The sequence below is a fragment of the Janthinobacterium woesei genome (assembly GCF_051380875.1).
GTDB lineage: Bacteria > Pseudomonadota > Gammaproteobacteria > Burkholderiales > Burkholderiaceae_D > Janthinobacterium.
Map to the genome: position 1 here is coordinate 288,200 of NZ_JBNYXW010000005.1, position 22,703 is coordinate 310,902.

Here is a 22,703-nt window from a genome sequence, read left to right on the forward strand (position 1 = left end):
TTGGAGATGCATTGGAGCACAATCTATGCCTCGCTTCAGCCATACCATTGCCAGCCATACCTATGCCTTTGCCAGCCTGAAGGACTTGCTGGCAAAGGCTACGCCGCTGCGTTCGGGCGACGTGCTGGCCGGCGTGGCGGCCGCCAGCGCGCAAGAGCGGGTAGCGGCGCAACTGGCGCTGGCCGAGGTGCCGTTGTTGACATTTCTCAATGAGGCGCTGGTGCCATATGAAGATGACGAAGTCACGCGCCTGATCATCGACACCCACGAGCGCGCCGCGTTTGCGCCAATTGCCCATTTGTGCGTGGGCGAGCTGCGCGACTGGTTGCTGAGTGACACCACGGATACGCCAGCGCTGTCGCGCGTCGCCGCCGGCATCACGCCGGAAATGGCGGCGGCCGTGTCCAAACTGATGCGCCTGCAAGACCTGGTGCTGGTGGCGAGAAAATGTCAGGCCGTCACGGCCTTTCGCAATACCCTGGGGCTGCAAGGCCGCCTGTCCACGCGGCTGCAGCCGAATCATCCGACCGACGACGCCACCGGCATCGCCGCCTCGATCCTCGATGGCTTGATGCATGGCAGTGGCGACGCCGTGATCGGCATCAATCCCGCCACCGACAATGTGGCGCAGGTGGTCTCGCTGCTGCACTTGCTCGATGCCGTCATAGCGCAATATCAAATTCCTGCCCAGTCGTGCGTGCTGACGCACGTCACCAACACCATCGAGGCGATACGCCGCGGCGCGCCCGTCGACCTGGTATTCCAGTCGGTGGCCGGCACCGAGGCGGCCAACCGCGCATTTGGCATCGACCTGGCGCTGCTGGCCGAAGGCCAGGCGGCGGCCCTGTCGCTGGGGCGCGGCACAGTCGGGCGCAACGTCATGTATTTCGAGACGGGGCAGGGCAGCGCGCTGTCGGCGGGCGCGCACCATGGCATGGACCAGCAAACCTGCGAGGCGCGCGCGTATGCGGTGGCGCGTGCCTATCAGCCGCTGCTGGTCAATTCCGTGGTGGGTTTCATCGGTCCCGAATACCTGTATGACGGCAAGCAGATCATGCGCGCGGGGCTGGAAGACCATTTCTGCGCCAAGCTGCTGGGGCTGCCCATGGGCTGCGACGTGTGCTACACCAACCATGCGGAGGCGGACCAGGATGACATGGATGCCTTGCTGACCATGCTGGGCGTGGCCGGCTGCAATTTCATCATGGGCGTGCCGGGCGCCGACGACATCATGCTCGGCTACCAGAGCACCTCGTTCCACGACGCCCTGTATGCGCGCCGCGTGCTGGGCTTGCGTGCGGCGCCCGAATTCGAGGCCTGGCTGGCGCGCATGCAGATCACCGATGCGCAGGGCCGCCTGAATACGGCGCTGGCGCCTGCCTTCCAGGCGGCGCTGGGGCGCCTGGGGGCGTAAAACGGCGCAAATTGACGCCCCGTGCGGGTGCGCCGGTGCGATAATCGATGATCTTTCCATCCGATGCCATCATGCTGCCACCCGACCCTGACTCCCTCGATCCGCACGACTGGGATGCGTTTCGCGCGCAAAGCCACCAGATGCTCGACGATATGCTCGATTACGCGCAGCAGATCCGCCAGCGGCCTGTGTGGCAGGCGGCGCCGGCCAGCGCGCGCGCGCAATTTGCACAGCCGCTGCCGCGCGCGCCCGGTGATTTGGCCGATGCCCACGCCAGCTTCATGCACGACGTGCTGCCCTACGCGGCTGGCAATGTGCACCCCGGCTTCATGGGCTGGGTGCATGGCGGCGGCACGCCCGTGGGCATGCTGGCCGAGATGCTGGCGGCGGGTCTGAATGCGAATGTGGGTGGACGCAACCAGATGCCGGTGGAAGTGGAGCGCCAGATCGCGCGCTGGATGGCCGAACTGTTCGGCTTTCCCGGGACGGCCAGCGGCGTCTTCGTGACGGGCACCTCGATGGCCAACCTGATGGGCTTGCTGGTGGCGCGCACGCAGGCGCTGGGCGTGGCGGCTCGCCAGGATGGCTTGCAAGGCGCGCCGCTGGTGGCCTATACGTCGGCTGCGGCGCATGGCTGCATCGCGCAGGCGATGGATTTGTCGGGCCTGGGCACGGCTGCCTTGCGCCGCATTGCCGTCAACGCCAGCGGGCAGATCGACGTCGCAGCGCTGGCGCAGGCGATAGCTGCAGACCGCGCGGCGGGCCTGCGCCCCTTCTTCATCGCCGGCACGGCCGGCACCGTGGACACGGGCGCCATCGACGATTTGCCGGCGCTGGCGGCGCTGGCCGCGCGCGAGCAGCTGTGGTTCCATGTCGATGGCGCGTATGGTGCGCTGGGCATGCTGTCGCCCGAGGTGGCACCGCTGCTGGCCGGCATCGAGCTGGCCGACTCGCTGGCGTTTGATTTTCACAAATGGGGGCAAGTGCCGTACGACGCGGGCTTTTTGCTGGTGCGCGACGGCGCGCGGCACATGGCGGCGTTTGCTGCGCCGGCCGCCTATCTGCGGCGCGAAGCGCGGGGCCTGGCGGGCGGCTCGCCATGGCCCTGCGATTTCGGCCCCGACCTGTCGCGCGGCTTTCGCGCCCTGAAAACCTGGTTCACCTTCAAGGTGCACGGCGCCGAGCGCATGGGAGCGGCCATTGCGCACACCTGCGCACTGGCGCGCTACCTCGCCGAGCGGGTGCAGGCAACGCCGCAACTGGAATTGCTGGCGCCCGTCACCCTGAACATCGTCTGCTTCCGCCACCGGGGCGCGGCCAATGGCGACAGCGACGCCTTCAATGGCGAGATCGTCGCCGACCTGCACGAGTCGGGCATCGCCGCGCCATCGACCACCACCATCGCGGGCCAGCTGGCCATCCGCGCCGCCATCGTCAATCACCGCACGCGTGCCGAAGATGTCGACGCGCTGCTGGCGGGCGTGCTGCGCTTCGGCGCCGCGCGCCTGTCTTGAAGGGGAAGTCCATGAACGATTTGCTGCAGCACGCCGCCACGCCGTATGCGCCGCTGATCGGCCTGGCGCCATTGATGCGCCGCGCCTTCTTGCAGGAAGACCTGGCGCCGCTGGGCGAAGCGCTGCTGGCCCGTGCGCAAACCTATCCTGACGACGCGCATGCCTGCCTGGATTTTTCCACCGTGCTGCAATTGAAGGGTCAGCGCGAGCTGGCGCTGGCCGTGCAGGCGCAGGCGATCGCGCTGCAGCAGCTGTACGCGCTGCCCGCGCAGGCGCCGCAGTCGGGCCCGGGCATCCGGGTGCTGGTGCTGATGGGGCCAGGCGATTTGATGTCGAACACGCCAATCGAGTTTCTCGTCGAGCACTCCGACGTGGCGCTCGACCTGCTGTATGTCACGCTGGACGGCGCCTTGCCGGAAGAAGTGCCAGACCACGACGTGCTGCTGGTGGGCGTGGCCGAATCGGAGGCGAACCAGCCCTTGCTGGCCCTGCTGGCGCAATTCTTGGCGGACTGGCCCCGCCCCGTCGTCAATCTGCCCCGGCATATCGCGCACACCTCGCGCGATGGCCTGTGCGAGGCATTGCGCGGCTTGGCCGGCGTGGCCATGCCGCGCACGGCGCGCCTCAGCCGCGCGCAACTGATGGCGCTGGCATCGGGTGACTTGCCGCTCGATGCCGTGCTGCCCGGCGACTCTTTTCCCCTGATCGTGCGGCCCCTCGGTTCGCACGCTGGCCACGACCTGGAAAAGATGGAACAGGCCAGCGACTTGCACGCCTATCTGCAGGCCGTCGACGCCGAACGTTTTTATATCGCCCGCTTTGTCGACTACCGCAGCGAAGACGGCCAGTTCCGCAAGTACCGCATCGTGCTGATCGATGGCTTGCCGTACATCTGCCACTTTGCCGTCTCGTCGCACTGGATGATCCATTACCTCAATGCGGGCATGGACGAAAGCGCGGTCAAGCGCGCCGAGGAGGCGCACAGCATGGCGCATTTCGAGCAGGAGTTTGCGCTGCGTCATGCTGCTGCCTTGCGCGCCATCGATACGCGCATGGGCATGCCCTACCTGGGCATCGACTGCGCCGAGACGCAGGGCGGCGAGCTGCTGGTGTTCGAGGCTGACAATGCCATGATCGTGCACGCCATGGATGCCGAAGCGCTGTATCCGTACAAGCAGCCAGCCATGCACAAGGTATTTGCGGCATTTCGCGCCATGCTGGCACGGGCGGCTGGCGGCCGCTGATCACTTGCCCAGCAACTGTTCCAGAAGATAGCGCTTGGCTGCACTGCGCGGCGCATCCCAATAGCCGTCGTATTGCAGCAGCAGGGCGCTGTGGTGGAAGATACGGATGCGCAGGGGCTGGTCCAGCATGACGGCGTGCACATAGCTGGCGAACGATTCGGCAAAGTCTTCATGCATGCTGGTGGCTGCGTACAGGGTGGCGAAGTTCGCGCCCTGCAGCTGCGCATAGGCCGCGTGCATCTGGCTGGCCGCCAGGCGCGGTGCCTGGTAATAGCTGATGTCGGCGCGCAGGGCAAAGTCGTTCTCTGGCAGGGGTACGACTTGCAGCGCGGGCGTGATGCTCCAGGCCAGGGGCAGGTAATGGTAATCGTTGGCCTCGCGCATGGCCTGCGCGGCGTTCCACCATTCGGGCAGCAAGCCCCTGCCAGCTGCCAGCACATGACCGAATTCATGCAGCAGCAGGTATTGCAGCGCGCCCTGGCGGTTGTCGGCCTCGGGCACCGCGATCTGCGCTTCCAGGCGATAGCCGTCCTGCGCCGCGAATGGCGTGTTTTCCTTCCACGTGGCCCAGGCGTTGGCCGTGCGCTGCTCGAACGCATCCACGTCGAGGGCCACCACCACGCCGAGTATCACGCCCTCGGCGCTGACGACGATATCGCTGATGGCTGAAGAACCCAGCTGCCGCGCATAGCGCACGCCCAGCAGCACGCCATCAAGCAGCGCCTGCACGGACGCCGGCATGCCAGCCATCGCCGCACGCACGTCGGCATGAAAGTCGGCACTGACCTGCGTGGAAACCGGCTGTGCGGCCACGCCGCTGGCCGCATTGACCTGCGCCACATGGGCGATGACTTCATCCTGGGCGGGACCGAGGCGTTCAAGCAGGGGCGCGTCGTACAACTGGTCCCACTGCACGGCATCGGCGGCAACAATCATGGTATTCCTGGAGTGGATGGAGTCGGTGCTACACTTGAAATCGGCGCAGTGTAGCAAGGATACACGTGTGCGGGGAGGATGACATGCCTGAAAAAGACAGCGGCAGCCCCTGGCAAGCCTTGCGCAAGCACACGGCTGCGCGCATCGCGCTGGGACGCAGCGGCGTCAGCCTGCCTACCCATGCGCAGCTGGCTTTCCAGCTGGCCCACGCCCAGGCGCGCGATGCCGTGCACCTGGCGTTTGACGTGGCCGCGTTGGCGCAGGCGCTGGCGCAACAGGGCATGGCCAGTGTGCCGCTGCACAGCGCCGCCACCTCGCGTGCCGTCTACCTGCAGCGCCCCGACCTGGGACGCCGCCTGGACGACGCCTCGCGCGCACTGCTGGCCAGTGAAGTGACGGGCGTCGCGGGCGTTGCAGGTGTTGATATAGCGCTGGTGGTGGCCGATGGCCTGTCGGCGCTGGCCGTGCAGCGCCATGCTGCACCGTTCCTGGCCGCCCTGCGGGAACGGCTGGCGCGCGAAGCGTGGACGGTGTCGCCGGTAATGCTCGTGGCACAGGGACGGGTCGCTGTCGGCGACGAGGTGGGGCAACTGCTGCAGGCGCGTGCCGTGCTGGTGCTGATTGGCGAGCGGCCAGGCCTCAGTTCCCCGGACAGCCTGGGCCTGTACCTGACGTGGGCGCCGAAAGTGGGCTTGCTGGACGACAGCCGCAACTGCATTTCGAACGTGCGCCTTGAGGGATTGGCGTATGCGCAGGCGGCTTACCGGCTGCATTATCTGCTGTCGCAGGCGTTCCGGCGGCAGCTCTCGGGCGTGGCCCTGAAGGATGAAACGGTAGAGGAAGGCGCGGCCCTGGCGGGCGCGCGCAACTTCCTGCTGGCGTGATCAGCGGTAATCAGCGGTGATCGAAGGTGATCAGCGGTAATCAGATCTCGCGGATTTCGTCGAGCGGCCAGCGCGGGCGCACATTGAATGAATAATCGTACTTGGCGGCCTGCGGGTTGATCTGCAGGCGCATGGCGCCGGCAAAGGCGATCATGGCGCCGTTATCGGTACAGAATTCCAGTTCCGGGTAATACACCTTGAAACGCTTCTGGGCGGCGGCCGCATTGAGCGAGGCGCGCAGCTGCGCGTTGGCGCCCACGCCGCCGGCGATCACCAGGCGTTTCAAGCCCGTGTGCTTGAGGGCCGACACGCATTTGGCCGTCAGCACGTCGACGATGGCGTCGACGAAGCCGCGCGCGATGTTCGCCTTGTCCTGTTCGCAGATATTCGCGATGACTTTTTCTTCATGGTTCTTGACCACCGTCAGTACGGCCGTCTTCAGGCCGGAGAAACTGAAATTGAAATCTTTCGAGTGCAGCATGGGGCGTGGCAGCTTGTAGGCCAGCGGGTCGCCGAACTCGGCCAGGCGCGAAATGGCGGGCCCGCCCGGATAACCGAGTCCCAGCAGCTTGGCCGACTTGTCGAACGCTTCGCCGGCCGCATCGTCCAGCGTTTCGCCCATCATCGTGTACTGGCCCACGCCATCGACGCGCATCAGCTGCGTGTGTCCACCCGAGACCAGCAGCGCGATGAAGGGAAATTCCGGCGGCTCCGACGCCAGCAGCGGCGACAGCAGATGCCCTTCCAGGTGGTGGATGCCCAGCACGGGCTTGTTGATGGCCAGGCCCAGGCTGCAGGCCACCGACGAGCCGACCAGCAGCGCGCCGGCCAGTCCGGGGCCTTGCGTGTAGGCGATGGCGTCGATCTCGGGCAGGGTGATGCCGGCCTTGGCCAGGGTTTCTTCCAGCAGCGGGATGGCGCGGCGGATATGGTCGCGCGACGCCAGTTCCGGCACCACGCCGCCATATTGCTCGTGCATGGCTACTTGCGAGTAGAGGGCGTGCGACAGCAGGCCGCGTTGCGTGTCGTACAAGGCCAGGCCGGTTTCGTCACAGGAGGATTCGACGCCAAGAACAATCATGAAGGTGCTAAATAGGGAGGAGTAATCCGTCATTGTAAAGGAAAGCCGCGCATGCCGCCGTGCGGCCGGCGCACCATTTCGGCGGCAGTGTGCACTTGCGCAGTGCGGCAGCGTGCTGTTTTGCCGCGTATTTTGCTCTTCTTCCGCCTGGGCTGGCACTGGCACCGCTCTTGCTTATGCAAGCTTGTACATTTTTCAAGGGAGCCAGTGATGCCAGAACAATGGAAAATGATTTGCCGCCTGAAGGACATGCCGCCGACGGGCGCGCGCATGGTGCAGCGGGGCCTGGCGTGGCAGGACTTGCCCGGCGTGGCGCTGTTTCGCGCGTTCGATGACACGGTGTACGCCTTGCTCGACACGGTGCCCTGCCTGGGCGGGCCGCTGGCGCACGGGGTGCTGATGCAGAAAAACCTGATGGGGCCGAAGCACAGCTGGATCATCGCGCTCGATTCGGGCCGCCTGGTCGCGCCCGTGCAGGGCATGGCGCGCCTGTACGCGGTGCGCATCATGGATGGGCGCATCTACCTGGACCTGAATGAGCTCAATATCCCGGCCAGCAAGGCCGAACAGGCGCTGGCGGGATCGTTCGCGTTGCTGCCGCATGTGCAGATGGCATGATCAAGGAACAGGCGTAAAAAAAACGGCGCACAGGGCGCCGTTCAGCATATCCGCGACAGGCTTACGCTGGGCGGCTTAGCAAATGCGCATGCGCGTCGCGCAGCATCGTGGCCGTCGTGTCCCAGTCGATGCAGCCGTCCGTGACGGAGCAGCCATAGGTCAGTTGCGACAGGTCTTGCGGGATCTTCTGGTTGCCTTTGACGATGTTCGATTCGATCATCACGCCCACCAGCGAACGGTTGCCCTGGCGGATCTGGTTGATCACGTCGCCCATCACCAGCGGTTGCAGTTCCGGCTTCTTGTAGCTGTTCGCGTGCGAGCAGTCGACCACCAGGTTCGCTGGCAGCTTGGCCTTGGCCAGCGCCTGCTCGGCGATGGCGATCGAGACCGAATCGTAGTTCGGACGGCCATCGCCGCCGCGCAGCACCACGTGGCCATACGCGTTGCCACGCGTGCGCACGATGGACACATTGCCTTCGCCGTTAATGCCCAGGAAGGAGTGCGGGTGCGCCGACGACAAAATCGCGTTGACGGCGATGCTGATGTCGCCATCGGTGCCGTTCTTGAAGCCGACCGGCGTCGACAGGCCCGACGACATTTCGCGGTGCGTCTGCGATTCGGTGGTGCGCGCGCCGATGGCGGTCCAGGCGATCAGGTCGCCCAGGTATTGCGGCGAGATCGGGTCCAGCGCCTCGGTGGCGGTGGGCAGGCCCAGTTCGCACACGTCGAGCAGGAACTGGCGCGCCTTTTCCATGCCTTCGTTGACCTTGAACGTATCGTCCATGTACGGGTCGTTGATATAGCCCTTCCAGCCCGTGGTGGTACGCGGTTTTTCGAAATACACGCGCATCACCAGCAGCATCGTGTCCTTGACTTCCTCTTGCAGCGCTTTCAGGCGGCGCGCGTAATCGAGGCCGGCGACGGGATCGTGGATGGAGCAGGGGCCGACGACGACGAACAGGCGCGGGTCTTTGCGGTCGATGATGTTGCACAGCGCTTCGCGGCCGCGGCTGACGGTGTCGAAGGCGCTGGCAGACAGCGGCAGTTTGGCGTGCAGTTCGGCCGGCGTCGGCATGGGGGCGAAGGAGGTGACGTTGATATTTTCGATGTCTGGCGTATTCATGATTCAGAGCTAGGCTTTCGCTATTGCGTTCTTTAAGAGGCAATAGTGTAGCGGAAATGCGGGCTGGCGGCGGAGTGTTGGTAAAACGCTGAGCTAATAGTTGTTTTTATGGTATTGCCGGCATGCCGCCGGCCCCCGTTGCCGCTAGCTCAGTGGCCGCCGGCCTGGCTGGCGCCAAAGCTGTCGCGGGCGATGCGCCGGTAGTTGCCGGCCAGCTCAGGCGGCCTGGGCAGGCCGGGATGGCGCCGCACGTGCTCGAGGATGGCCGTTTCGTGCTGGCGTATCTGCGCGTCCAGGCAGGCGATCTGCTGGCGCAGCAATTGATGCAGCGCAATCTGGCCGGCGTGGAAATGCCTCTCCAAGCGCGCCATTTCCTGTTTGCGCAACTGTTGCACGGCGTACAGGCGGCGCAGCCACAGCCGCAGTTCCAGGTAGGCGGGAGAGGGGGGCATCCAGTGCGTAGGTCGTGCCGCCGCGCAATAATGGGCCAGTACCACGGCGCCGCGCGCCATGCTGCTGGGCAAACCGCAGTCGCGCGCATACGCTTCCAGCGGGCCCGGCTGGGCGTCGCAGACCAGCATGCCCATACCTGCCAGCTCGCGGGCGGCAACGTTGCTGTGCGGATCGTCCAGGCGCATGCATACGCGCAAGCCCATGACGGGCACATCGTTCTTTTGCAGCCAGCTGCGCAGCCAGCGGTAGCCGGCCAGGTCATTTTCCAGAACCTTGCACAGCACCTCGTCGCCAGAGAGCAGCACGGCTTTCAGCAGCAGCTTGCTCGTGTCGATGCCGACGAAGGCCGTTTCCCGTTTGATTGCATGTTCCATGATGATTCCTCCCGTGCAGTGATATACGCAGGGGCGCTGCGGCTGGATTCAGCGCGCATGCCTATTTTGCAAAGAAATATTTTTAGCGCGGACTGTTGCATCTGCGCATTGTTGAAGGCCGGCGCCCGTCTGCACGGGGAAAAATCCGTGTAAGCTGGCGCCATGACTACTGTTTCCATACCCCATACCGACCTGGCTGGCGAGCCATTTCCCGCCGCACGTTTCATCAAGGAAATAGGGCGCGGCAAGAACGGCGCGCGCAGCATGACGCGCGACGACGCCTGCGCCCTGTACCGCGCCATGCTCGATGGCCGCGTTTCAGACCTGGAACTGGGCGGCATTTTGCTGTCGATGCGCATCAAGGGCGAGTCGGTGGACGAGATCGCCGGTTTCCTCGACGCGGCCGAGGCAGCGTTTGCGCCCCTGGCCGCGCCTGCGGGCGAGTTCGCTCCCATCATCATTCCCAGCTACAACGGCGCGCGCAAGATGGCCAACCTGACGGCCTTGCTGGCCCTGCTGCTGGCGCGCACGGGCGCACCCGTGCTGGTGCATGGCGTCACCAGCGACCCGGGCCGCATCACCACGGCCGAGGTACTGGCCGCGCTGGGCGTGCCGGCCTGCATGGGCCACGCGCAAGCCGAGGCTGCCATGGCGCGCGGCGACGTGGCCTTCATGCCCATCGAGGCCCTGGCGCCGCGCCTGGCGTACATGCTGTCCTTGCGGCGCGTGCTGGGCGTGCGCAACTCCACGCATACACTGGTGAAAATCATGCAGCCGTTTGCCGGGCCGGCCCTGCGCCTGGTGTCGTACACGCATCCGGAATACCTGGAAATGCTCGGTGAATATTTCCTGATGGCATCTTCGCCAGCGCGCGGCGACGCTTTCCTGATGCGCGGCACGGAAGGCGAAACGGTAGCCAACGCCAACAAGGCGCAGCAGATCGACTGGTTCCATGGTGCCGAACGTACTGTGCTGGTGGAAAAACAGTTACTGGTGGAGCAATTGCCGCACCTGCCCGCCGAGCGCGATGCGGCCACCACGGCCGACTGGATCGCCAGGGTGCTGCGCGGCGACGTGCCCGTGCCGCCGTCGATTGCGCAGCAAGTCGAGCAATGCTTGATGGCATCGCGGCAGATTGCATCACGGCCGAGCTAGCCGCGTCGCCGCAGTTTACAATGGCGCCTTTGTAATCAGCGGTGGGCGCAATTCTTATGGCAAAACAATTTGATGTGGCAGTGATCGGCGCGGGCGCGGCCGGCATGATGTGTGCGGCCGTGGCCGCCCAGCAGGGCAAGCGCGTGGTATTGATCGATCACGCGGTCAAACTGGCCGAAAAAATCCGCATCTCGGGCGGTGGTCGTAGCAATTTTACCAATATCAATGCAGCTCCGCAGAATTTCCTCTCGGAAAACCCGCATTTCTGCAAGAGCGCGCTGTCGCGCTACACGCCGCAGGATTTCCTGGCGCTGGTGAAAAAATACCGCATCGGCTACCACGAGAAGCACAAGGGCCAATTGTTTTGCAATGAATCGGCCGAGCAGATTATCGACATGCTCAAGGACGAGTGCGCCGCTGGCGGCGTGCACTGGCACATGCCATGTAAAGTTGAAAATGTTGCTCGGCAGGATGATGGAGGCTTTCTGTTGCAGACGGACAGCGGCGCGATCGAAGCAGCCAATATCGTCATCGCCACGGGCGGCCTGTCGATCCCGAAGATCGGCGCCACGGACTTTGCCTACCGCATCGCCAGCCAGTTCGGCCTGGACATGGTCGAGCCCCGGCCGGCCCTGGTGCCGCTGACGTTCGACCCGGACAGCTGGGCGCCGTTTGCGCAATTGTCCGGCATTGCCCTGGAAGTGGACGTGGAGACGGGCAGCTTGAAGGGCCGCAAGGCGACGGGCGCGCGTTTCCGCGAAGACTTGTTATTTACCCATCGGGGCCTGTCCGGTCCGGCGATTCTGCAAATTTCCAGCTACTGGCTGCCCGGTACGCCCATCGTCCTCAATCTGTTGCCGGAAGTGGACGTGGCGCAGACCTTGATCGAAGGCAAGGGTGCCTTGAAGAAGCAACTGGGCAATATCGTGGCGCAATGGCTGCCGCAGCGTCTGGCCGACTGCCTGCTGGCCGTCAACGGCCTGGCGCCGGACGCGCGTATCGCCGACATGCCTGACGCGCAGCTGCGCAAGCTGGGCCAGGCCATCAACGCATGGTCCATCGTGCCCAACGGTTCCGAAGGCTACCGCAAGGCCGAGGTGACGCGTGGCGGCATCGACACGCGCGAACTGTCGCAGCAGACCATGATGGCCAATAAAGTGCCGGGCCTGTACTTCATCGGCGAATCGGTCGATGTGACGGGCTGGCTGGGCGGCTACAACTTCCAGTGGGCCTGGGCTTCGGGTGTGGCGGCAGGAATTGCCTTGCAGTAACACTTAGTTGTTAAGCGGCCTCGGTTTGTGACCGATGGTGATAATTTTCTTGACTTCAATGAAACTATATTGAATACTTGGCATGTAAATTGACTTGTAGATATTTTCGATATCTGATGGCAATTAAATAATATCACCTTGGAGTCATTATGAAACGCCTGATCGTCGCCGCAGCGGTTGCCTTGCTCAGCACCAGCGTCTTTGCCAGCACGCCCGTGCTGAGCAATGGCGGTTTTGAAAACAATACCGTCGGTGGCGGCTACGTCTATGGCGACGTGGCTCCGGGCTGGAGTTTCACGGGCGGCGCCGGCGTGTCGGCCAGCTACACGGCCTGGAATGGCGTGGCGCAGGAAGGCAACGCCTTTGCGTTCCTGCAAAACACTGCATCGATCTCGCAAAGCTTCGTCAGCTCGGGCGCCGCCAATTACGCGTTCGCCTTCAACCTGGCGCTGCGTCCTGGCTACGACCAGGGCCAAGCCGTGACTGTCAGCCTGGACGGCACGCAGCTGGGCCAGTATGGCGTGACCAGCACGGGCTGGACCAGCTTCAATCTGAGTGCGCTCAACATCGGTGCGGGCAGTCATACCTTGAGCTTTGCCGGCACCAATCCGAACAATGCCCACGATACCTCGGCCTTTCTCGATGGCATCAGCATGAACGTCAGCGCCGTGCCGGAACCGGGCACCTATGCCATGCTGCTGGTGGGCCTGGGTTTGCTGGGCTTCATGGTGCGCCGCCGCAAGGCCGCCGTTTAAGCAATGCTGGCTGCCCGATGCGTGGTTTACGCCACATCCGGGCAGCAATCGCAGGCTGCATGCCGCACGCAAGTGGGGAACGCACTTCCCTTTTCGAATAAAAGCTGCTACTATCTATCTCTTCCTATACACCACCTCAACGGTTTGAATTTTACATGACCACTATTCGCCTTAAAGAAAACGAGCCGTTCGAAGTCGCAATGCGTCGCTTCAAACGCACCATCGAAAAAACTGGTCTGCTGACCGAATTGCGTGCTCGCGAATTCTATGAAAAGCCAACAGCTGAGCGCAAGCGCAAGCTGGCAGCTGCTGTCAAGCGTCATTACAAACGCATCCGCAGCCAACAACTGCCGAAAAAATTATTCTAAGACTGTCCAGTCAGAACCAACCCGGGTAGTACGGCGCATTGTTCGCCACGGGTTTTGTTTTGATTCGCCTGAGGCTTGGCTTCAGATGAGTCGCATGCCCGCTCCGGTTCGCCGCAGCGGGTTTTCGTTTTTGTGGCCGCGCGCTTGCGTCTCCACCCCACTCACCAACGAGGATTGCCATGAGCTTGAAAGAACAAATTACCGAAGACATGAAAAACGCCATGCGCGCCAAGGAAGCGGGCAAGCTGGGCACGATTCGCCTGTTGCTGGCTGAAATCAAGCGCAAGGAAGTCGACGAGCGCATCGACGTCACGGATGTGCAGGTCCTGGCCATCGTCGAAAAGATGATCAAGCAGCGCAAGGATTCGATCACCCAGTTCGAAGCCGGTGGCCGTGCCGACCTGGCCGACATCGAGAAAGCCGAGCTGGTGCACCTGGCGCTCTACATGCCTGCCGGCCTGTCGGATGAAGAAGTGGCTGCCGAAGTGGCTGCCGCCGTGGCCGCCTCGGGTGCCGCCGGTCCGCAGGACATGGGCAAGGTCATGGCCATCGTCAAGCCGAAGCTGGCTGGCCGCGCCGACATGACGGTTGTGTCGGCCCTGGTCAAGAAAGCTTTGACGCCGGCTGCCTAAGCCTCATCGTCGTATCTCGGCTGCCGGCCACGCTGGCAGCCGCTCAATCGCCCACACGTTGACTTGGCTCAACATCAGGCCACGTGCGGTAGTATAGTCTGACCTATAACAAGACCCGCCCTCGCCAGTGATACCTCAATCCTTCATTTCCGATTTGCTCAACCGTGTCGATATCGTCGATGTCGTGGGGCGCTATGTGCAGCTGAAAAAAGGTGGCGCCAATTTCATGGGCCTGTGCCCGTTCCACAGTGAAAAGTCGCCCAGCTTTACCGTCAGCCCAACCAAGCAGTTCTATCACTGCTTCGGCTGTGGCGCGCATGGTACGTCGATCGGCTTCCTGATCGAGTACTCGGGCATGGGCTTCGTCGATGCCGTCAAGGACCTGGCGCAGAACGTCGGCATGGTGGTGCCGGAAGCGGACGACAAGATCCCGCCGGCCCAGCGCGCGCAGATCCAGGCGCAGAGCATGGCACTGTCCGACGCCATGACGCAGGCCTGCGATTACTACCGGGGCCAGCTGCGCCACGCGCCCGAAGCCATCGCCTACCTGAAAAACCGCGGCTTGACGGGCGAAGTGGCGGCCCGCTTCGGCATGGGTTTTGCGCCCGGTGGCTGGGACAACCTGCGCTCTGTCTTTCCCGACTACGACGTGGTGGCCCTGGCCGAGGCCGGCTTGGTGATCGACAAGGTCGATGAAGAGGGCAATAACCGCAAGCGCTACGACCGTTTCCGCGAACGCATCATGTTCCCGATCCGCAATACCAAGGGGCAAGTCATTGCCTTTGGCGGCCGCGTGCTCGACCATGGAGAGCCGAAATACCTGAATTCGCCGGAAACCCCCTTGTTTTCCAAGGGCTTCGAACTATATGGCCTGTTCGAGGCGCGCCAGGCCATCCGCGACGCCGGCTATGTGCTGGTGACGGAAGGCTATATGGACGTCGTTGCGCTGGCGCAAATGGGTTTCCCGCAAGCGGTGGCCACCCTGGGCACGGCGTGCACGCCCACCCACGTGCAAAAACTGCTGCGCCAGACCGATAACGTGATTTTCAGCTTCGATGGCGACAAGGCCGGCCGCCGTGCCGCGCGCCGCGCGCTCGAAGCGAGCCTGGCGCACGTGTCGGACAATAAAACCATCAAGTTCCTGTTCCTGCCTTCCGAGCACGATCCGGATAGTTATATCCGTGAATTTGGCACCGAAGGCTTCGAGCAGCAAGTGCATGAAGCCATGCCGCTGTCGCAATTTCTGTTGAAAGAAGTGTCGGGCGAGCATGATCTGTCGGAGCCGGAAGGGCGCGCCCGCGTGCAATTCGACGCCAAGCCACTGCTGCAGCTGATGGCGCCATCGTCCCTGCGCCTGCAGATTGTGCGCGGCCTGGCGCAGCTGACGCAATCGACGCCGGCCGAGATCGAAGCCCTGTTCGAGCTGGCCAAGCCCGTTGCCGTGGCGCGCCGCGCGCCGCCGAAGTCGGGCCGTCCCGTGCCGGTGGGCCTGGAATTGAAGATCATGCGCATGCTGGTAGCCCATCCGCCTTTGAGCTTGCAGATCGATGAAGCGGCCCTGGCCGCCTTCCAGCACCTGGGGCCGGATGCGGCGCACAGCCTGGGGCAGCTGGTGGGCGTGGGCCAGGCGCTGGGCGAACATGGCAGCTTTGCCGCGCTGGCGCAGCAGCTGAAGGAGCTGGGCAGCGAATACGACGAGATCATCGGCGAGATTGCGGCCGGCACGGAGTCCGATTACGACAGCGAACTATCGTGGCTGGTGAGCACCATTCGCGAGATCAAGTTGAACGCCTTGAAGGCGGAATTGCAGCAATTGTTTGCGTCGGGTTTGCCGTCCGAGAAAATTGGTGTACGCTACCGCGAAATCATGCAGGAGCAAGGGGTGCTGGAACGCCAGCGCGATGTCGAGTTGGCGAATCGATAATCTTGCTATGAGGGTATGGTGGGTACTGGAAAAACATTTTCCGCGTGCTATAATTAAATGCTAAGTATTGTGTGCTTTGGCAAGCTAGTTCTATTTCGTAAATAGTGTTTGTTTTCAGTAAGTTAGGCTCTTGATCGGCGCGGAGGATCGTGTCGGCAGCCAGGGCCAAAGGCGCCTTTCAGCGTTGCAAGCAGGACTTGCAGACGCTGGCAAGCCGCGCCAGGCTCTCGCTCCCAACGCGGTTGGATGCAGAATTTTCTGCCGACACGGCTGGCGACAGTCGGTGGACAGGAAGTGCTGCGGTTTCCGCGGGTCGTGGCCGATGAGGTGTAAGTAACGTAACAGTGTCGAACTTGTGTTGTCGGCAGGTTCGAAGATGGTGGTTCCCGCAGGTAGACAGGGAACTGGCAGCAAACTTTATCCTAATCCACCGTAAAGCAAGTCGTTGTGTAATCGAAAGCGCCTGTGCCAATCAAGAAACCCGAATCCAAAGCGGCTGCAAAGCCCACTAAAGTTACCACGAAAGCCGAAAAGGCGCTCGACCGGCCCGAAGCGCGCGTCACCAGCGCGCCCGTGGTCAGCCAGACCACCGACGCCGCCACCCTGGCCGCGATCGATACGTCCGGATATGTCTTGCCGTCGGTAAAAGTGCCGGGCCGCCGCGGCCGCAAGCCCAAAGAATTCCAGCCAGAAAATGATGAAGTCGCCGCGCTGAACGCCGTCGAGCGGGCCGAACTGAAGGCCGTCGACAAGGCCAAGGCCAAGGACCGCAAAGCGAAAGAGCGCGCACTGCTGAAAGACGCGTTTTCGTCCGATACGGAAGCGAGCGAGGAAGAACTCGAGCGCCGGCGCCAGAAACTCAAGACACTGATCAAGTTCGGCAAGGAGCGCGGTTTCCTCACTTACGCGGAAATCAACGATCACTTGCCCGAAAACATCGTCGATCCGGAAGCCATCGAAGGCATCATCGGTACCTTCAATGACATGGGCATCGCCGTCTACGAGCATGCGCCGGACGCGGAAACGTTGTTGTTGTCCGATAACGTTGCCGTCGTCACCAGCGATGACGAGGCGGAAGCGGCGGCCGAGGCTGCGCTATCGACCGTCGACTCCGATTTCGGCCGCACCACCGACCCCGTGCGCATGTACATGCGCGAAATGGGCTCGGTCGAGTTGCTCACGCGCGAAGGCGAGATCGAGATTGCCAAGCGCATCGAAGATGGCTTGAAAGACATGATACAGGCCATTTCCGCCTGTCCCGTGACGATCGCCGAGATTATCGCCGCCGCCGACCGCATCGCCAACGAAGAGATCAAGATCGACGAAATCGTCGACGGTCTCGTCGATGAAAGCGAACCGGTCGCCGCCGCCCCGGTTGTCGCCGGCCCTGTCGAAGAAGACGAGGAAGAAGGCGAAGCGGAGGAAGAGCAAGAGGAAGAAGAAGAGGAAGCCAACGCTTCGGGCGCTGCCGGCTTCTCCGCCGAGCAGCTGGAAACGCTGAAACGCACGGCGCTGGAAAAATTTGCCGTCATTTCGCAGCAATTCGACAAGATGCGCCGTGCTTTTGAGAAAGAAGGCTACAACTCCAAGCCCTATGCCAAGGCGCAGGAATCCATCTCGCAAGAGTTGCTGGGCATCCGCTTTACGGCCAAGGTGGTGGAAAAGCTGTGTGATACCCTGCGTGGCCAAGTCGACGAAGTGCGCCATATCGAGAAGCAGATCCTCGACGTGGCCGTGAACCGCTGCGGCATGCCGCGCGCCCACTTCATCAAGGTCTTCCCCGGCAATGAAACCAACCTCGACTGGGTCGATGGCGAAGTCAGCGCAGGACACGCCTACAGCGCCATCCTGGGTCGTAACATTCCGACCGTCAAGGAACTGCAGCAGCGCCTGATCGACTTGCAGGCGAGAGTCGTGTTGCCGCTGCCGGACTTGCGCAATATCAATCGCCAGATGGCGGCCGGTGAAATGAAGGCGCGCAAGGCCAAGCGCGAAATGACGGAGGCCAACTTGCGTCTGGTTATTTCGATCGCCAAGAAATACACGAACCGCGGCCTGCAATTCCTCGACTTGATCCAGGAAGGCAATATCGGCCTGATGAAGGCCGTCGACAAGTTTGAGTACCGCCGCGGCTATAAGTTCTCCACGTATGCCACTTGGTGGATTCGCCAGGCCATCACGCGTTCGATCGCCGACCAGGCGCGCACGATCCGCATTCCCGTGCACATGATCGAGACGATCAACAAGATGAACCGCATTTCGCGCCAGATCCTGCAGGAAACGGGAGCCGAGCCCGATCCGGCCACCCTGGCGATCAAGATGGAAATGCCCGAGGACAAGATCCGCAAGATCATGAAAATCGCCAAGGAGCCGATCTCGATGGAAACGCCGATCGGCGACGACGACGATTCCCACCTGGGCGACTTCATCGAAGACAACAACACCCTGGCGCCCGCTGACGCCGCCCTGCACGCGTCCATGCGCGGCGTGGTCAAGGACGTGCTCGACTCCCTGACGCCACGCGAAGCGAAAGTGCTGCGCATGCGTTTCGGCATCGAAATGTCCACCGACCATACGCTGGAAGAAGTGGGCAAGCAATTTGACGTGACGCGCGAGCGCATCCGCCAGATTGAAGCCAAGGCGCTGCGCAAGCTGCGCCACCCATCGCGTTCCGACAAGCTGAAAAGCTTCTTGGAAGGCAACTAGAAGCCAATAGGGCTTGACGTGCGCCCTTGATACCCCTATCCTCGCGTGTCCGTTTCCAAAACGGCCGCGCGAGGCGGGTATCAACAGCGCCGCCACGCCGCAGTCCCCCGGGCCTCTAGCTCATGCTTGGTTAGAGCAGCGGACTCATAATCCGTTGGTGCCGTGTTCGACTCACGGGAGGCCCACCAGAATTTAGCTGCAAATAGAATGAGCCCCGGCGGGTGACTGCCGGGGCTTTTTTCATGCTGTCGTACAATCGCGGCATTGCGATGTGATGAGGGATGATGCGAGATGATGGCTGAAGTGAAAATTGAAGATATTCTTGTGGGCGACGGCAAAGCGGCGGCGCGGGGTGCGTTGGTTACGGCCCATTACCGGGGCTGGCTGGAAGATGGTACGGAGTTTGACTCGTCGCATCAGCGCGGCGAGCCTTTTCGTTGTGTTTTGAGCAATAATAAGGTCATCCAGGGCTGGATATTTGGCTTGCAAGGCATGCAAGCCGGTGGCAAGCGCAAGCTGTGGGTGCCGGCGCAGCTGGCGTACGGCGAGCGTCAGGTGGGTTTGATCCCGCCGAACTCCAATCTGCTGTTCGAAATTGAATTGCTGGAAGTGCTGACGCGCGATTAAAACGCCGCCCCGCAATTATGCTGGCAGGGCGCCGGCTTTTTGCATTAACAGTTTTTCGATATCGGCGCGCAGCGTTTGCTGCGTGGGGAAGTTTTCGTAGCGCAAGGTGACATAGCCGGCCAGCTTGAGCATGGCGTCGCGCTCCTGATCCTTGCGTTCGCGGCCAGCGTGGCTGCGGTCGTCGAGTTCGATCACGGCAATGACGTTCAGTTGCTGGCTGCACAGGACAAAATCGGCCACCTTGCGGTCGAAGCGGTTCCGCGTCGCCCGCCCTTGCGCTGTCACCAGTGCGGAAAATGCCACTTGCGCCAGTACCGTGCACTCCGGCAATGCTGTTTGCAGCAGGCTGTACATCTGCTGCTCGCGCGCTGTCATGACTTGTTTTCTTTGCAGGCGCAGCGGAGCACGGGACCTGGCAGTCTGACGCACGGCCAGCATAAAGAACAGGAGCAGCGCTGCGATGGTGATCAGAATAGTGTAGGACGGCATGGCTCGCATCGGAGTGCAGGAGTCCTGATGGTACGCGAGAAGTTGGCTGTTTCCACGCTACTTCCGCGCATTTCAGATGGCGCGGTTGTTTAAGATCAAGCCTGTTTCATGTTGGCCTGCGTCGCGCTTAGCGCTGGCACGATGTCATGCAGGCTGGCCACTTCATAGGTGGGCATGGCTGCCGATGCGTTCGCCAAGCGGTCCGGATTGAACCAGCAACTGTCGATGCCGTAGCGGTTGGCGCCGAGAATGTCGGCATCGAGCCTGTCGCCGATGATGACGGAGGTGTCCTTGCTGAACGAGCGGGCCATCCTGGCGGCATACTCGAAGAAGCGCACGTCCGGCTTGGCATGGCCGCACGCCTCGGAGGTGGCGATGAAGGAAATGTAGTCGCCCAGGCCGGAGCTGGCGATGCGGCGGTTCTGGATGGACTCGACGCCGTTGGTGATGATGCCTACTTCGCCGATGGCCGACAGAGTTTCGCAGACTTGCCTGGCGCCATCGATGAGCACGACCGTATCGGGCAAGGATTCCAAATACAGACGGCTTGCCAGCTCAGGGTCGAGGTCGATTGCGTTTTCCTGGAAGGATTTGCGGAAGCGTTCCACTTTCAGGAAATCCTTGGTCACGGCGCCTGTTTCGAAACGTTTCCACAGGTCGACGTTGATGGCCTGGTACTGGGCGAACAGCCCCTCGGTGCCGTCGCGCAGGCCCAGTTCGTGCATGGTGTGCATGAATGAGCGTTTTTCGGACGCCCTGAAATCGAGCAGGGTATCGTCCAGGTCAAACAGGAATAGCTTGTACTTCATGGCATGTCTTGAAAGCGGTAAATTCATCTTGCATGGTAGCACGTACTGATGAGTCTGGATGGCGACTCATGCACGGGGCTCTTGTTTGCAGGGCCATGCAATCAGCTAATGCGCGCTACGACCTCGATTTGTACAACTTGGCGTGCTTTTTGGATTTTCCCGGTGTCCTGGAAGTGTCCATCGCTCACGCGCTGGGCATGGATAGGGTGCCTGGCCTCCACCTTGAGAGATGTCAGCCGTAGTAAATATAGTTGATTCAGTGATTGTCGAGGGGCGTTGAGCGCCGCTTACATCCCCGCCCACCAGTTGAGCAAGGTCTCGTCATCGTCATCGTCGAGGTTGACGTAGATGTTGGCGAAATACCATTCCACGCCGGTCGCTTCGCGGAAAGCATCGAAGGGACCATTGACACTGTAAATGCCGTGGTGTCCCGGTACGCTGAAGGCCAGGTTACCCTTGTACTGGCCATCGAGCGTGCCGCCCAGCTGCCCTTGCACCTCGCGTTCGAGCTGGTCCACTGCAGATTGCTCCAGGGCATCGGCGTAGATCTGGATGCAGAAGTTGCCGCCGCGCTTCAAGACTTCCGCGGGGGCCAACGGGTCGGCGATATTGACGATGTCGCCGCGCGCCAGGTTCAAGGTCAGTCCCGGCGAGGCCAGCAGTTCGTAGACGTGCGCGTCGATCTGGCGCGCGGGCAGGGTTTCGTACACGGGGCCGTCTTTATTTTCGCCTGCCAGTACGCGGATGTGCGGCAGGCCTTCGCAATTGATGTCTTTCATCGAATCTTTCAGTCAGAAACATGTTGATGGCAAGATTGTACCGGGTGCTGGCCGACGAGCCAGGCGCAAAAGAGAGGCAATGGAAAAGGTAGTGCAGGCAGGCGGCTGTTTATGCGGCGCCGTGTGCTTCGAGGTGACGCGGTGACGGGCGAAGGCGTTAATGCGCATGGCTGCGCGTGCCGTTATTGCCAGCGGCATACGGGCGCGCCCGTGGCCGCACGGGTGGAGTTTGCGCGCGATCAAATCCGCTGGGCGGGCCCGGTCGGACTGCCGGCCACTTGCCACTCGTCCGATTTCTCGTGGAAGAGCATCGTGCCAGCTGCGCACTAAACGCGCCCAGGGCGCTCGCTCGGGGCACATGGAAAAGCACGCCGCAGCGTGCTTTTAAGGGGACATACTCTGGCGTGGTTGGGTTTCTTAATTGTGGGCGCTGATGCCGCTGCGCAATTGTTCGAAGCCGGCTCGCGCTGCTTTGTAGCAATTGCCGGCCGCCACTTCCAGGCCTTCGCGGTCCAGCACTTCGACGGTACCGCGGCGGTACTGGATCAGGCCTTCGTCCTGCAGCTTGCGCGCCGTGACGGTGACGCTTTCGCGGCGTACGCCCAGCATGTTAGCCATAGTGTCCTGCGTGACCTTCAATTCGTTCGACTGCGAACGGTCGAGGCGGTCGAGCAGCCAGCGGCACAGTTTTTGCTCGATGCTGCAATGGCGGCCACCCACTACGTTCTGCGCCATTTGCGCAAACATGGCGCTGGTGTAGCGCATCAGCAATTGTGCCAGTGCGCCGCCTTCCTGGAACACTTCGCGCAGGAAGGCCGTTTTCAGGCGGTAGCCGTAGCCGGCGCTTTGCACGATAGCCGTGCAGGTGGCGCGCTCGGCTTCGTACAGCACCACGCCAGTGACGCCTTCGCGGCCGACGACGGCGATTTCCGTGGTGGCGCCGTCTTCCATCACATACAGCAGGGAAACGATGGCATTGGTGGGAAAGTACGTGAATTCAATCTTGCCGCCGCAGTCGAACAGATGCTTGCCGGCGGGCAGGGCGACCAGTTCCAACTGGCAAAACAGGCGTTCCAGGTCGGTGCGCGACAGGGCGCGCAGCAATTCGTTCTGTTGCGCACCCGTGATGCTGATCATGGGCGTGGCCGGCGTTGTTACCGGGGCTGCCTGCCAATCATGCAGGGCGGAGGTGTTCGTTGCTGGGGTCAGATTGCTATAAGCTTTGTACATGATATGGCCTCTTCTTCTGATTTTGTTGGATGGCGCTGCGCTTCTGGCTTGCTAGCGTTGTGCTGAGTGTTGTATCCACTATAAGACGATGCTGCGTTCGCCGACATCAGATGAGCCGACGCGCTTATGTAGGCTAGGAACATTGCCTCGTGTCATCCGACTCCTACGCCAGGTCTTTCTTTTTCCCTTGGAGAAAATAACAGTGGTTTGGCCAAAATGCGACACGATGCCCGCATCAAGCGAACTTTAGCCGCATGAGGCGATCAAACCATTCTATGTCCGGGACCTGCGGTGATAGTATGTTGCATTGCGGAAAT

General features: G+C 62.2%; 21 protein-coding genes and 1 tRNA gene. 14 read left to right on the forward strand and 8 right to left on the reverse strand.

Translation table 11 applies throughout. The features are described 5' to 3' along the window. The first annotated feature begins 25 nt into the window (after positions 1-25). From ACQ4W6_RS07580 to ACQ4W6_RS07590, 3 genes are read left to right on the forward strand one after another with little or no spacing between them, the layout of a single operon-like run. Complete coding sequence (locus tag ACQ4W6_RS07580; protein WP_436566555.1) at positions 26-1,414, forward strand: ethanolamine ammonia-lyase subunit EutB; 1,389 nt, start codon at positions 26-28, stop codon at positions 1,412-1,414. Between the two features lie 47 nt (positions 1,415-1,461). After that, complete coding sequence (locus ACQ4W6_RS07585) at positions 1,462-2,928, forward strand: pyridoxal phosphate-dependent decarboxylase family protein (RefSeq protein ID WP_436566556.1); 1,467 nt, start codon at positions 1,462-1,464, stop codon at positions 2,926-2,928. 11 nt (positions 2,929-2,939) lie between these two features. Next, the gene (locus ACQ4W6_RS07590) at positions 2,940-4,172 is read left to right on the forward strand and encodes an ATP-grasp domain-containing protein (protein WP_436566557.1); all 1,233 of its coding nucleotides are present in this window, start codon (positions 2,940-2,942) and stop codon (positions 4,170-4,172) included. Here ACQ4W6_RS07590 and ACQ4W6_RS07595 read toward each other — a convergent pair whose 3' ends face one another. Continuing rightward, positions 4,173-5,108 (reverse strand): hypothetical protein, encoded by a 936-nt coding sequence (locus ACQ4W6_RS07595; RefSeq protein ID WP_436566558.1) that lies wholly within the window; start codon positions 5,106-5,108, stop codon positions 4,173-4,175. 83 nt (positions 5,109-5,191) lie between these two features. Between ACQ4W6_RS07595 and eutC the strand changes: the two genes are divergently transcribed. Beyond that, positions 5,192-5,992 (forward strand): ethanolamine ammonia-lyase subunit EutC, encoded by an 801-nt coding sequence (gene eutC, locus ACQ4W6_RS07600; protein WP_436566559.1) that lies wholly within the window; start codon positions 5,192-5,194, stop codon positions 5,990-5,992. Between the two features lie 40 nt (positions 5,993-6,032). Here eutC and tsaD read toward each other — a convergent pair whose 3' ends face one another. Continuing rightward, on the reverse strand, positions 6,033-7,073 hold the full coding sequence (gene tsaD / locus ACQ4W6_RS07605) for a tRNA (adenosine(37)-N6)-threonylcarbamoyltransferase complex transferase subunit TsaD (RefSeq protein ID WP_436566560.1): 1,041 nt from the start codon (positions 7,071-7,073) through the stop codon (positions 6,033-6,035). Positions 7,074-7,283: 210 nt separating this feature from the next. On the opposite strand from tsaD, the gene ACQ4W6_RS07610 reads away from it, so the two are divergent. Beyond that, positions 7,284-7,691 (forward strand): nitrite reductase (NAD(P)H) small subunit, encoded by a 408-nt coding sequence (locus tag ACQ4W6_RS07610; protein WP_436566561.1) that lies wholly within the window; start codon positions 7,284-7,286, stop codon positions 7,689-7,691. A gap of 61 nt (positions 7,692-7,752) precedes the next feature. Here the strand turns inward: ACQ4W6_RS07610 and ACQ4W6_RS07615 are convergent, their stop codons facing one another. Both ACQ4W6_RS07615 and ACQ4W6_RS07620 read right to left on the reverse strand, forming a co-directional pair. Beyond that, a complete protein-coding gene (locus ACQ4W6_RS07615) occupies positions 7,753-8,814 on the reverse strand; it encodes a 3-deoxy-7-phosphoheptulonate synthase (RefSeq protein WP_436566562.1) in 1,062 nt (353 codons plus the stop codon). 149 nt (positions 8,815-8,963) lie between these two features. Then, entirely contained in the window at positions 8,964-9,641 is a 678-nt protein-coding gene (locus ACQ4W6_RS07620) for a hypothetical protein (RefSeq protein ID WP_436566563.1), read from the reverse strand. Positions 9,642-9,803: 162 nt separating this feature from the next. Here ACQ4W6_RS07620 and ybiB point away from each other — a divergent pair, with 162 nt between their 5' ends. The 9 genes from ybiB to ACQ4W6_RS07665 all read left to right on the forward strand — a co-directional run bounded on the left by ybiB (position 9,804) and on the right by ACQ4W6_RS07665 (position 19,079). Next, complete coding sequence (gene ybiB, locus ACQ4W6_RS07625) at positions 9,804-10,796, forward strand: DNA-binding protein YbiB (protein WP_436566564.1); 993 nt, start codon at positions 9,804-9,806, stop codon at positions 10,794-10,796. 56 nt (positions 10,797-10,852) lie between these two features. Beyond that, positions 10,853-12,067, forward strand: coding sequence for a BaiN/RdsA family NAD(P)/FAD-dependent oxidoreductase (locus tag ACQ4W6_RS07630; protein ID WP_436566565.1), 1,215 nt, complete (start codon positions 10,853-10,855; stop codon positions 12,065-12,067). A 149-nt stretch (positions 12,068-12,216) separates the two neighbouring features. Beyond that, positions 12,217-12,822: an FxDxF family PEP-CTERM protein gene (locus ACQ4W6_RS07635; RefSeq protein ID WP_436566566.1), complete on the forward strand. Its 606-nt coding sequence runs from the start codon at positions 12,217-12,219 to the stop codon at positions 12,820-12,822. A gap of 155 nt (positions 12,823-12,977) precedes the next feature. Beyond that, entirely contained in the window at positions 12,978-13,190 is a 213-nt protein-coding gene (gene rpsU, locus ACQ4W6_RS07640; protein WP_008451879.1) for a 30S ribosomal protein S21, read from the forward strand. Between the two features lie 179 nt (positions 13,191-13,369). Next, positions 13,370-13,822 (forward strand): GatB/YqeY domain-containing protein, encoded by a 453-nt coding sequence (locus tag ACQ4W6_RS07645; RefSeq protein WP_436566567.1) that lies wholly within the window; start codon positions 13,370-13,372, stop codon positions 13,820-13,822. A gap of 127 nt (positions 13,823-13,949) precedes the next feature. Continuing rightward, entirely contained in the window at positions 13,950-15,746 is a 1,797-nt protein-coding gene (gene dnaG / locus ACQ4W6_RS07650) for a DNA primase (RefSeq protein WP_436566568.1), read from the forward strand. A 465-nt stretch (positions 15,747-16,211) separates the two neighbouring features. Then, positions 16,212-18,452: an RNA polymerase sigma factor RpoD gene (gene rpoD, locus ACQ4W6_RS07655; RefSeq protein ID WP_436566569.1), complete on the forward strand. Its 2,241-nt coding sequence runs from the start codon at positions 16,212-16,214 to the stop codon at positions 18,450-18,452. Between the two features lie 109 nt (positions 18,453-18,561). Continuing rightward, a tRNA-Ile gene (locus ACQ4W6_RS07660) sits at positions 18,562-18,640 on the forward strand. Positions 18,641-18,743: 103 nt separating this feature from the next. Beyond that, on the forward strand, positions 18,744-19,079 hold the full coding sequence (locus ACQ4W6_RS07665; protein WP_436566570.1) for an FKBP-type peptidyl-prolyl cis-trans isomerase: 336 nt from the start codon (positions 18,744-18,746) through the stop codon (positions 19,077-19,079). A 15-nt stretch (positions 19,080-19,094) separates the two neighbouring features. Here the strand turns inward: ACQ4W6_RS07665 and ACQ4W6_RS07670 are convergent, their stop codons facing one another. From ACQ4W6_RS07670 to ACQ4W6_RS07685, 4 genes are all read right to left on the reverse strand, one after another. Next, on the reverse strand, positions 19,095-19,454 hold the full coding sequence (locus tag ACQ4W6_RS07670) for a DUF2726 domain-containing protein (RefSeq protein ID WP_436566571.1): 360 nt from the start codon (positions 19,452-19,454) through the stop codon (positions 19,095-19,097). 209 nt (positions 19,455-19,663) lie between these two features. Then, entirely contained in the window at positions 19,664-20,377 is a 714-nt protein-coding gene (locus tag ACQ4W6_RS07675; protein WP_436566572.1) for a YjjG family noncanonical pyrimidine nucleotidase, read from the reverse strand. Between the two features lie 287 nt (positions 20,378-20,664). Further along, entirely contained in the window at positions 20,665-21,156 is a 492-nt protein-coding gene (locus ACQ4W6_RS07680) for a DUF4265 domain-containing protein (protein ID WP_436566573.1), read from the reverse strand. Between the two features lie 417 nt (positions 21,157-21,573). After that, positions 21,574-22,293 (reverse strand): Crp/Fnr family transcriptional regulator, encoded by a 720-nt coding sequence (locus tag ACQ4W6_RS07685; RefSeq protein WP_436566600.1) that lies wholly within the window; start codon positions 22,291-22,293, stop codon positions 21,574-21,576. Positions 22,294-22,703 lie beyond the last annotated feature (410 nt).

Bases quoted from the DNA above. Each gene is read 5' to 3' on its own strand.
- ACQ4W6_RS07580 (WP_436566555.1), top strand. From the start codon at position 26: ATGCCTCGCTTCAGCCATACCATTGCCAGCCATACCTATGCCTTTGCC.
- ACQ4W6_RS07585 (WP_436566556.1), top strand. From the start codon at position 1,462: ATGATCTTTCCATCCGATGCCATCATGCTGCCACCCGACCCTGACTCC.
- ACQ4W6_RS07590 (WP_436566557.1), top strand. From the start codon at position 2,940: ATGAACGATTTGCTGCAGCACGCCGCCACGCCGTATGCGCCGCTGATC.
- ACQ4W6_RS07595 (WP_436566558.1), bottom strand. From the start codon at position 5,108: ATGATTGTTGCCGCCGATGCCGTGCAGTGGGACCAGTTGTACGACGCG.
- eutC (WP_436566559.1), top strand. From the start codon at position 5,192: ATGCCTGAAAAAGACAGCGGCAGCCCCTGGCAAGCCTTGCGCAAGCAC.
- tsaD (WP_436566560.1), bottom strand. From the start codon at position 7,073: ATGATTGTTCTTGGCGTCGAATCCTCCTGTGACGAAACCGGCCTGGCC.
- ACQ4W6_RS07610 (WP_436566561.1), top strand. From the start codon at position 7,284: ATGCCAGAACAATGGAAAATGATTTGCCGCCTGAAGGACATGCCGCCG.
- ACQ4W6_RS07615 (WP_436566562.1), bottom strand. From the start codon at position 8,814: ATGAATACGCCAGACATCGAAAATATCAACGTCACCTCCTTCGCCCCC.
- ACQ4W6_RS07620 (WP_436566563.1), bottom strand. From the start codon at position 9,641: ATGGAACATGCAATCAAACGGGAAACGGCCTTCGTCGGCATCGACACG.
- ybiB (WP_436566564.1), top strand. From the start codon at position 9,804: ATGACTACTGTTTCCATACCCCATACCGACCTGGCTGGCGAGCCATTT.
- ACQ4W6_RS07630 (WP_436566565.1), top strand. From the start codon at position 10,853: ATGGCAAAACAATTTGATGTGGCAGTGATCGGCGCGGGCGCGGCCGGC.
- ACQ4W6_RS07635 (WP_436566566.1), top strand. From the start codon at position 12,217: ATGAAACGCCTGATCGTCGCCGCAGCGGTTGCCTTGCTCAGCACCAGC.
- rpsU (WP_008451879.1), top strand. From the start codon at position 12,978: ATGACCACTATTCGCCTTAAAGAAAACGAGCCGTTCGAAGTCGCAATG.
- ACQ4W6_RS07645 (WP_436566567.1), top strand. From the start codon at position 13,370: ATGAGCTTGAAAGAACAAATTACCGAAGACATGAAAAACGCCATGCGC.
- ACQ4W6_RS07665 (WP_436566570.1), top strand. From the start codon at position 18,744: ATGATGGCTGAAGTGAAAATTGAAGATATTCTTGTGGGCGACGGCAAA.
- ACQ4W6_RS07670 (WP_436566571.1), bottom strand. From the start codon at position 19,454: ATGACAGCGCGCGAGCAGCAGATGTACAGCCTGCTGCAAACAGCATTG.
- ACQ4W6_RS07675 (WP_436566572.1), bottom strand. From the start codon at position 20,377: ATGAAGTACAAGCTATTCCTGTTTGACCTGGACGATACCCTGCTCGAT.
- ACQ4W6_RS07680 (WP_436566573.1), bottom strand. From the start codon at position 21,156: ATGAAAGACATCAATTGCGAAGGCCTGCCGCACATCCGCGTACTGGCA.
- ACQ4W6_RS07685 (WP_436566600.1), bottom strand. From the start codon at position 22,293: ATGATCAGCATCACGGGTGCGCAACAGAACGAATTGCTGCGCGCCCTG.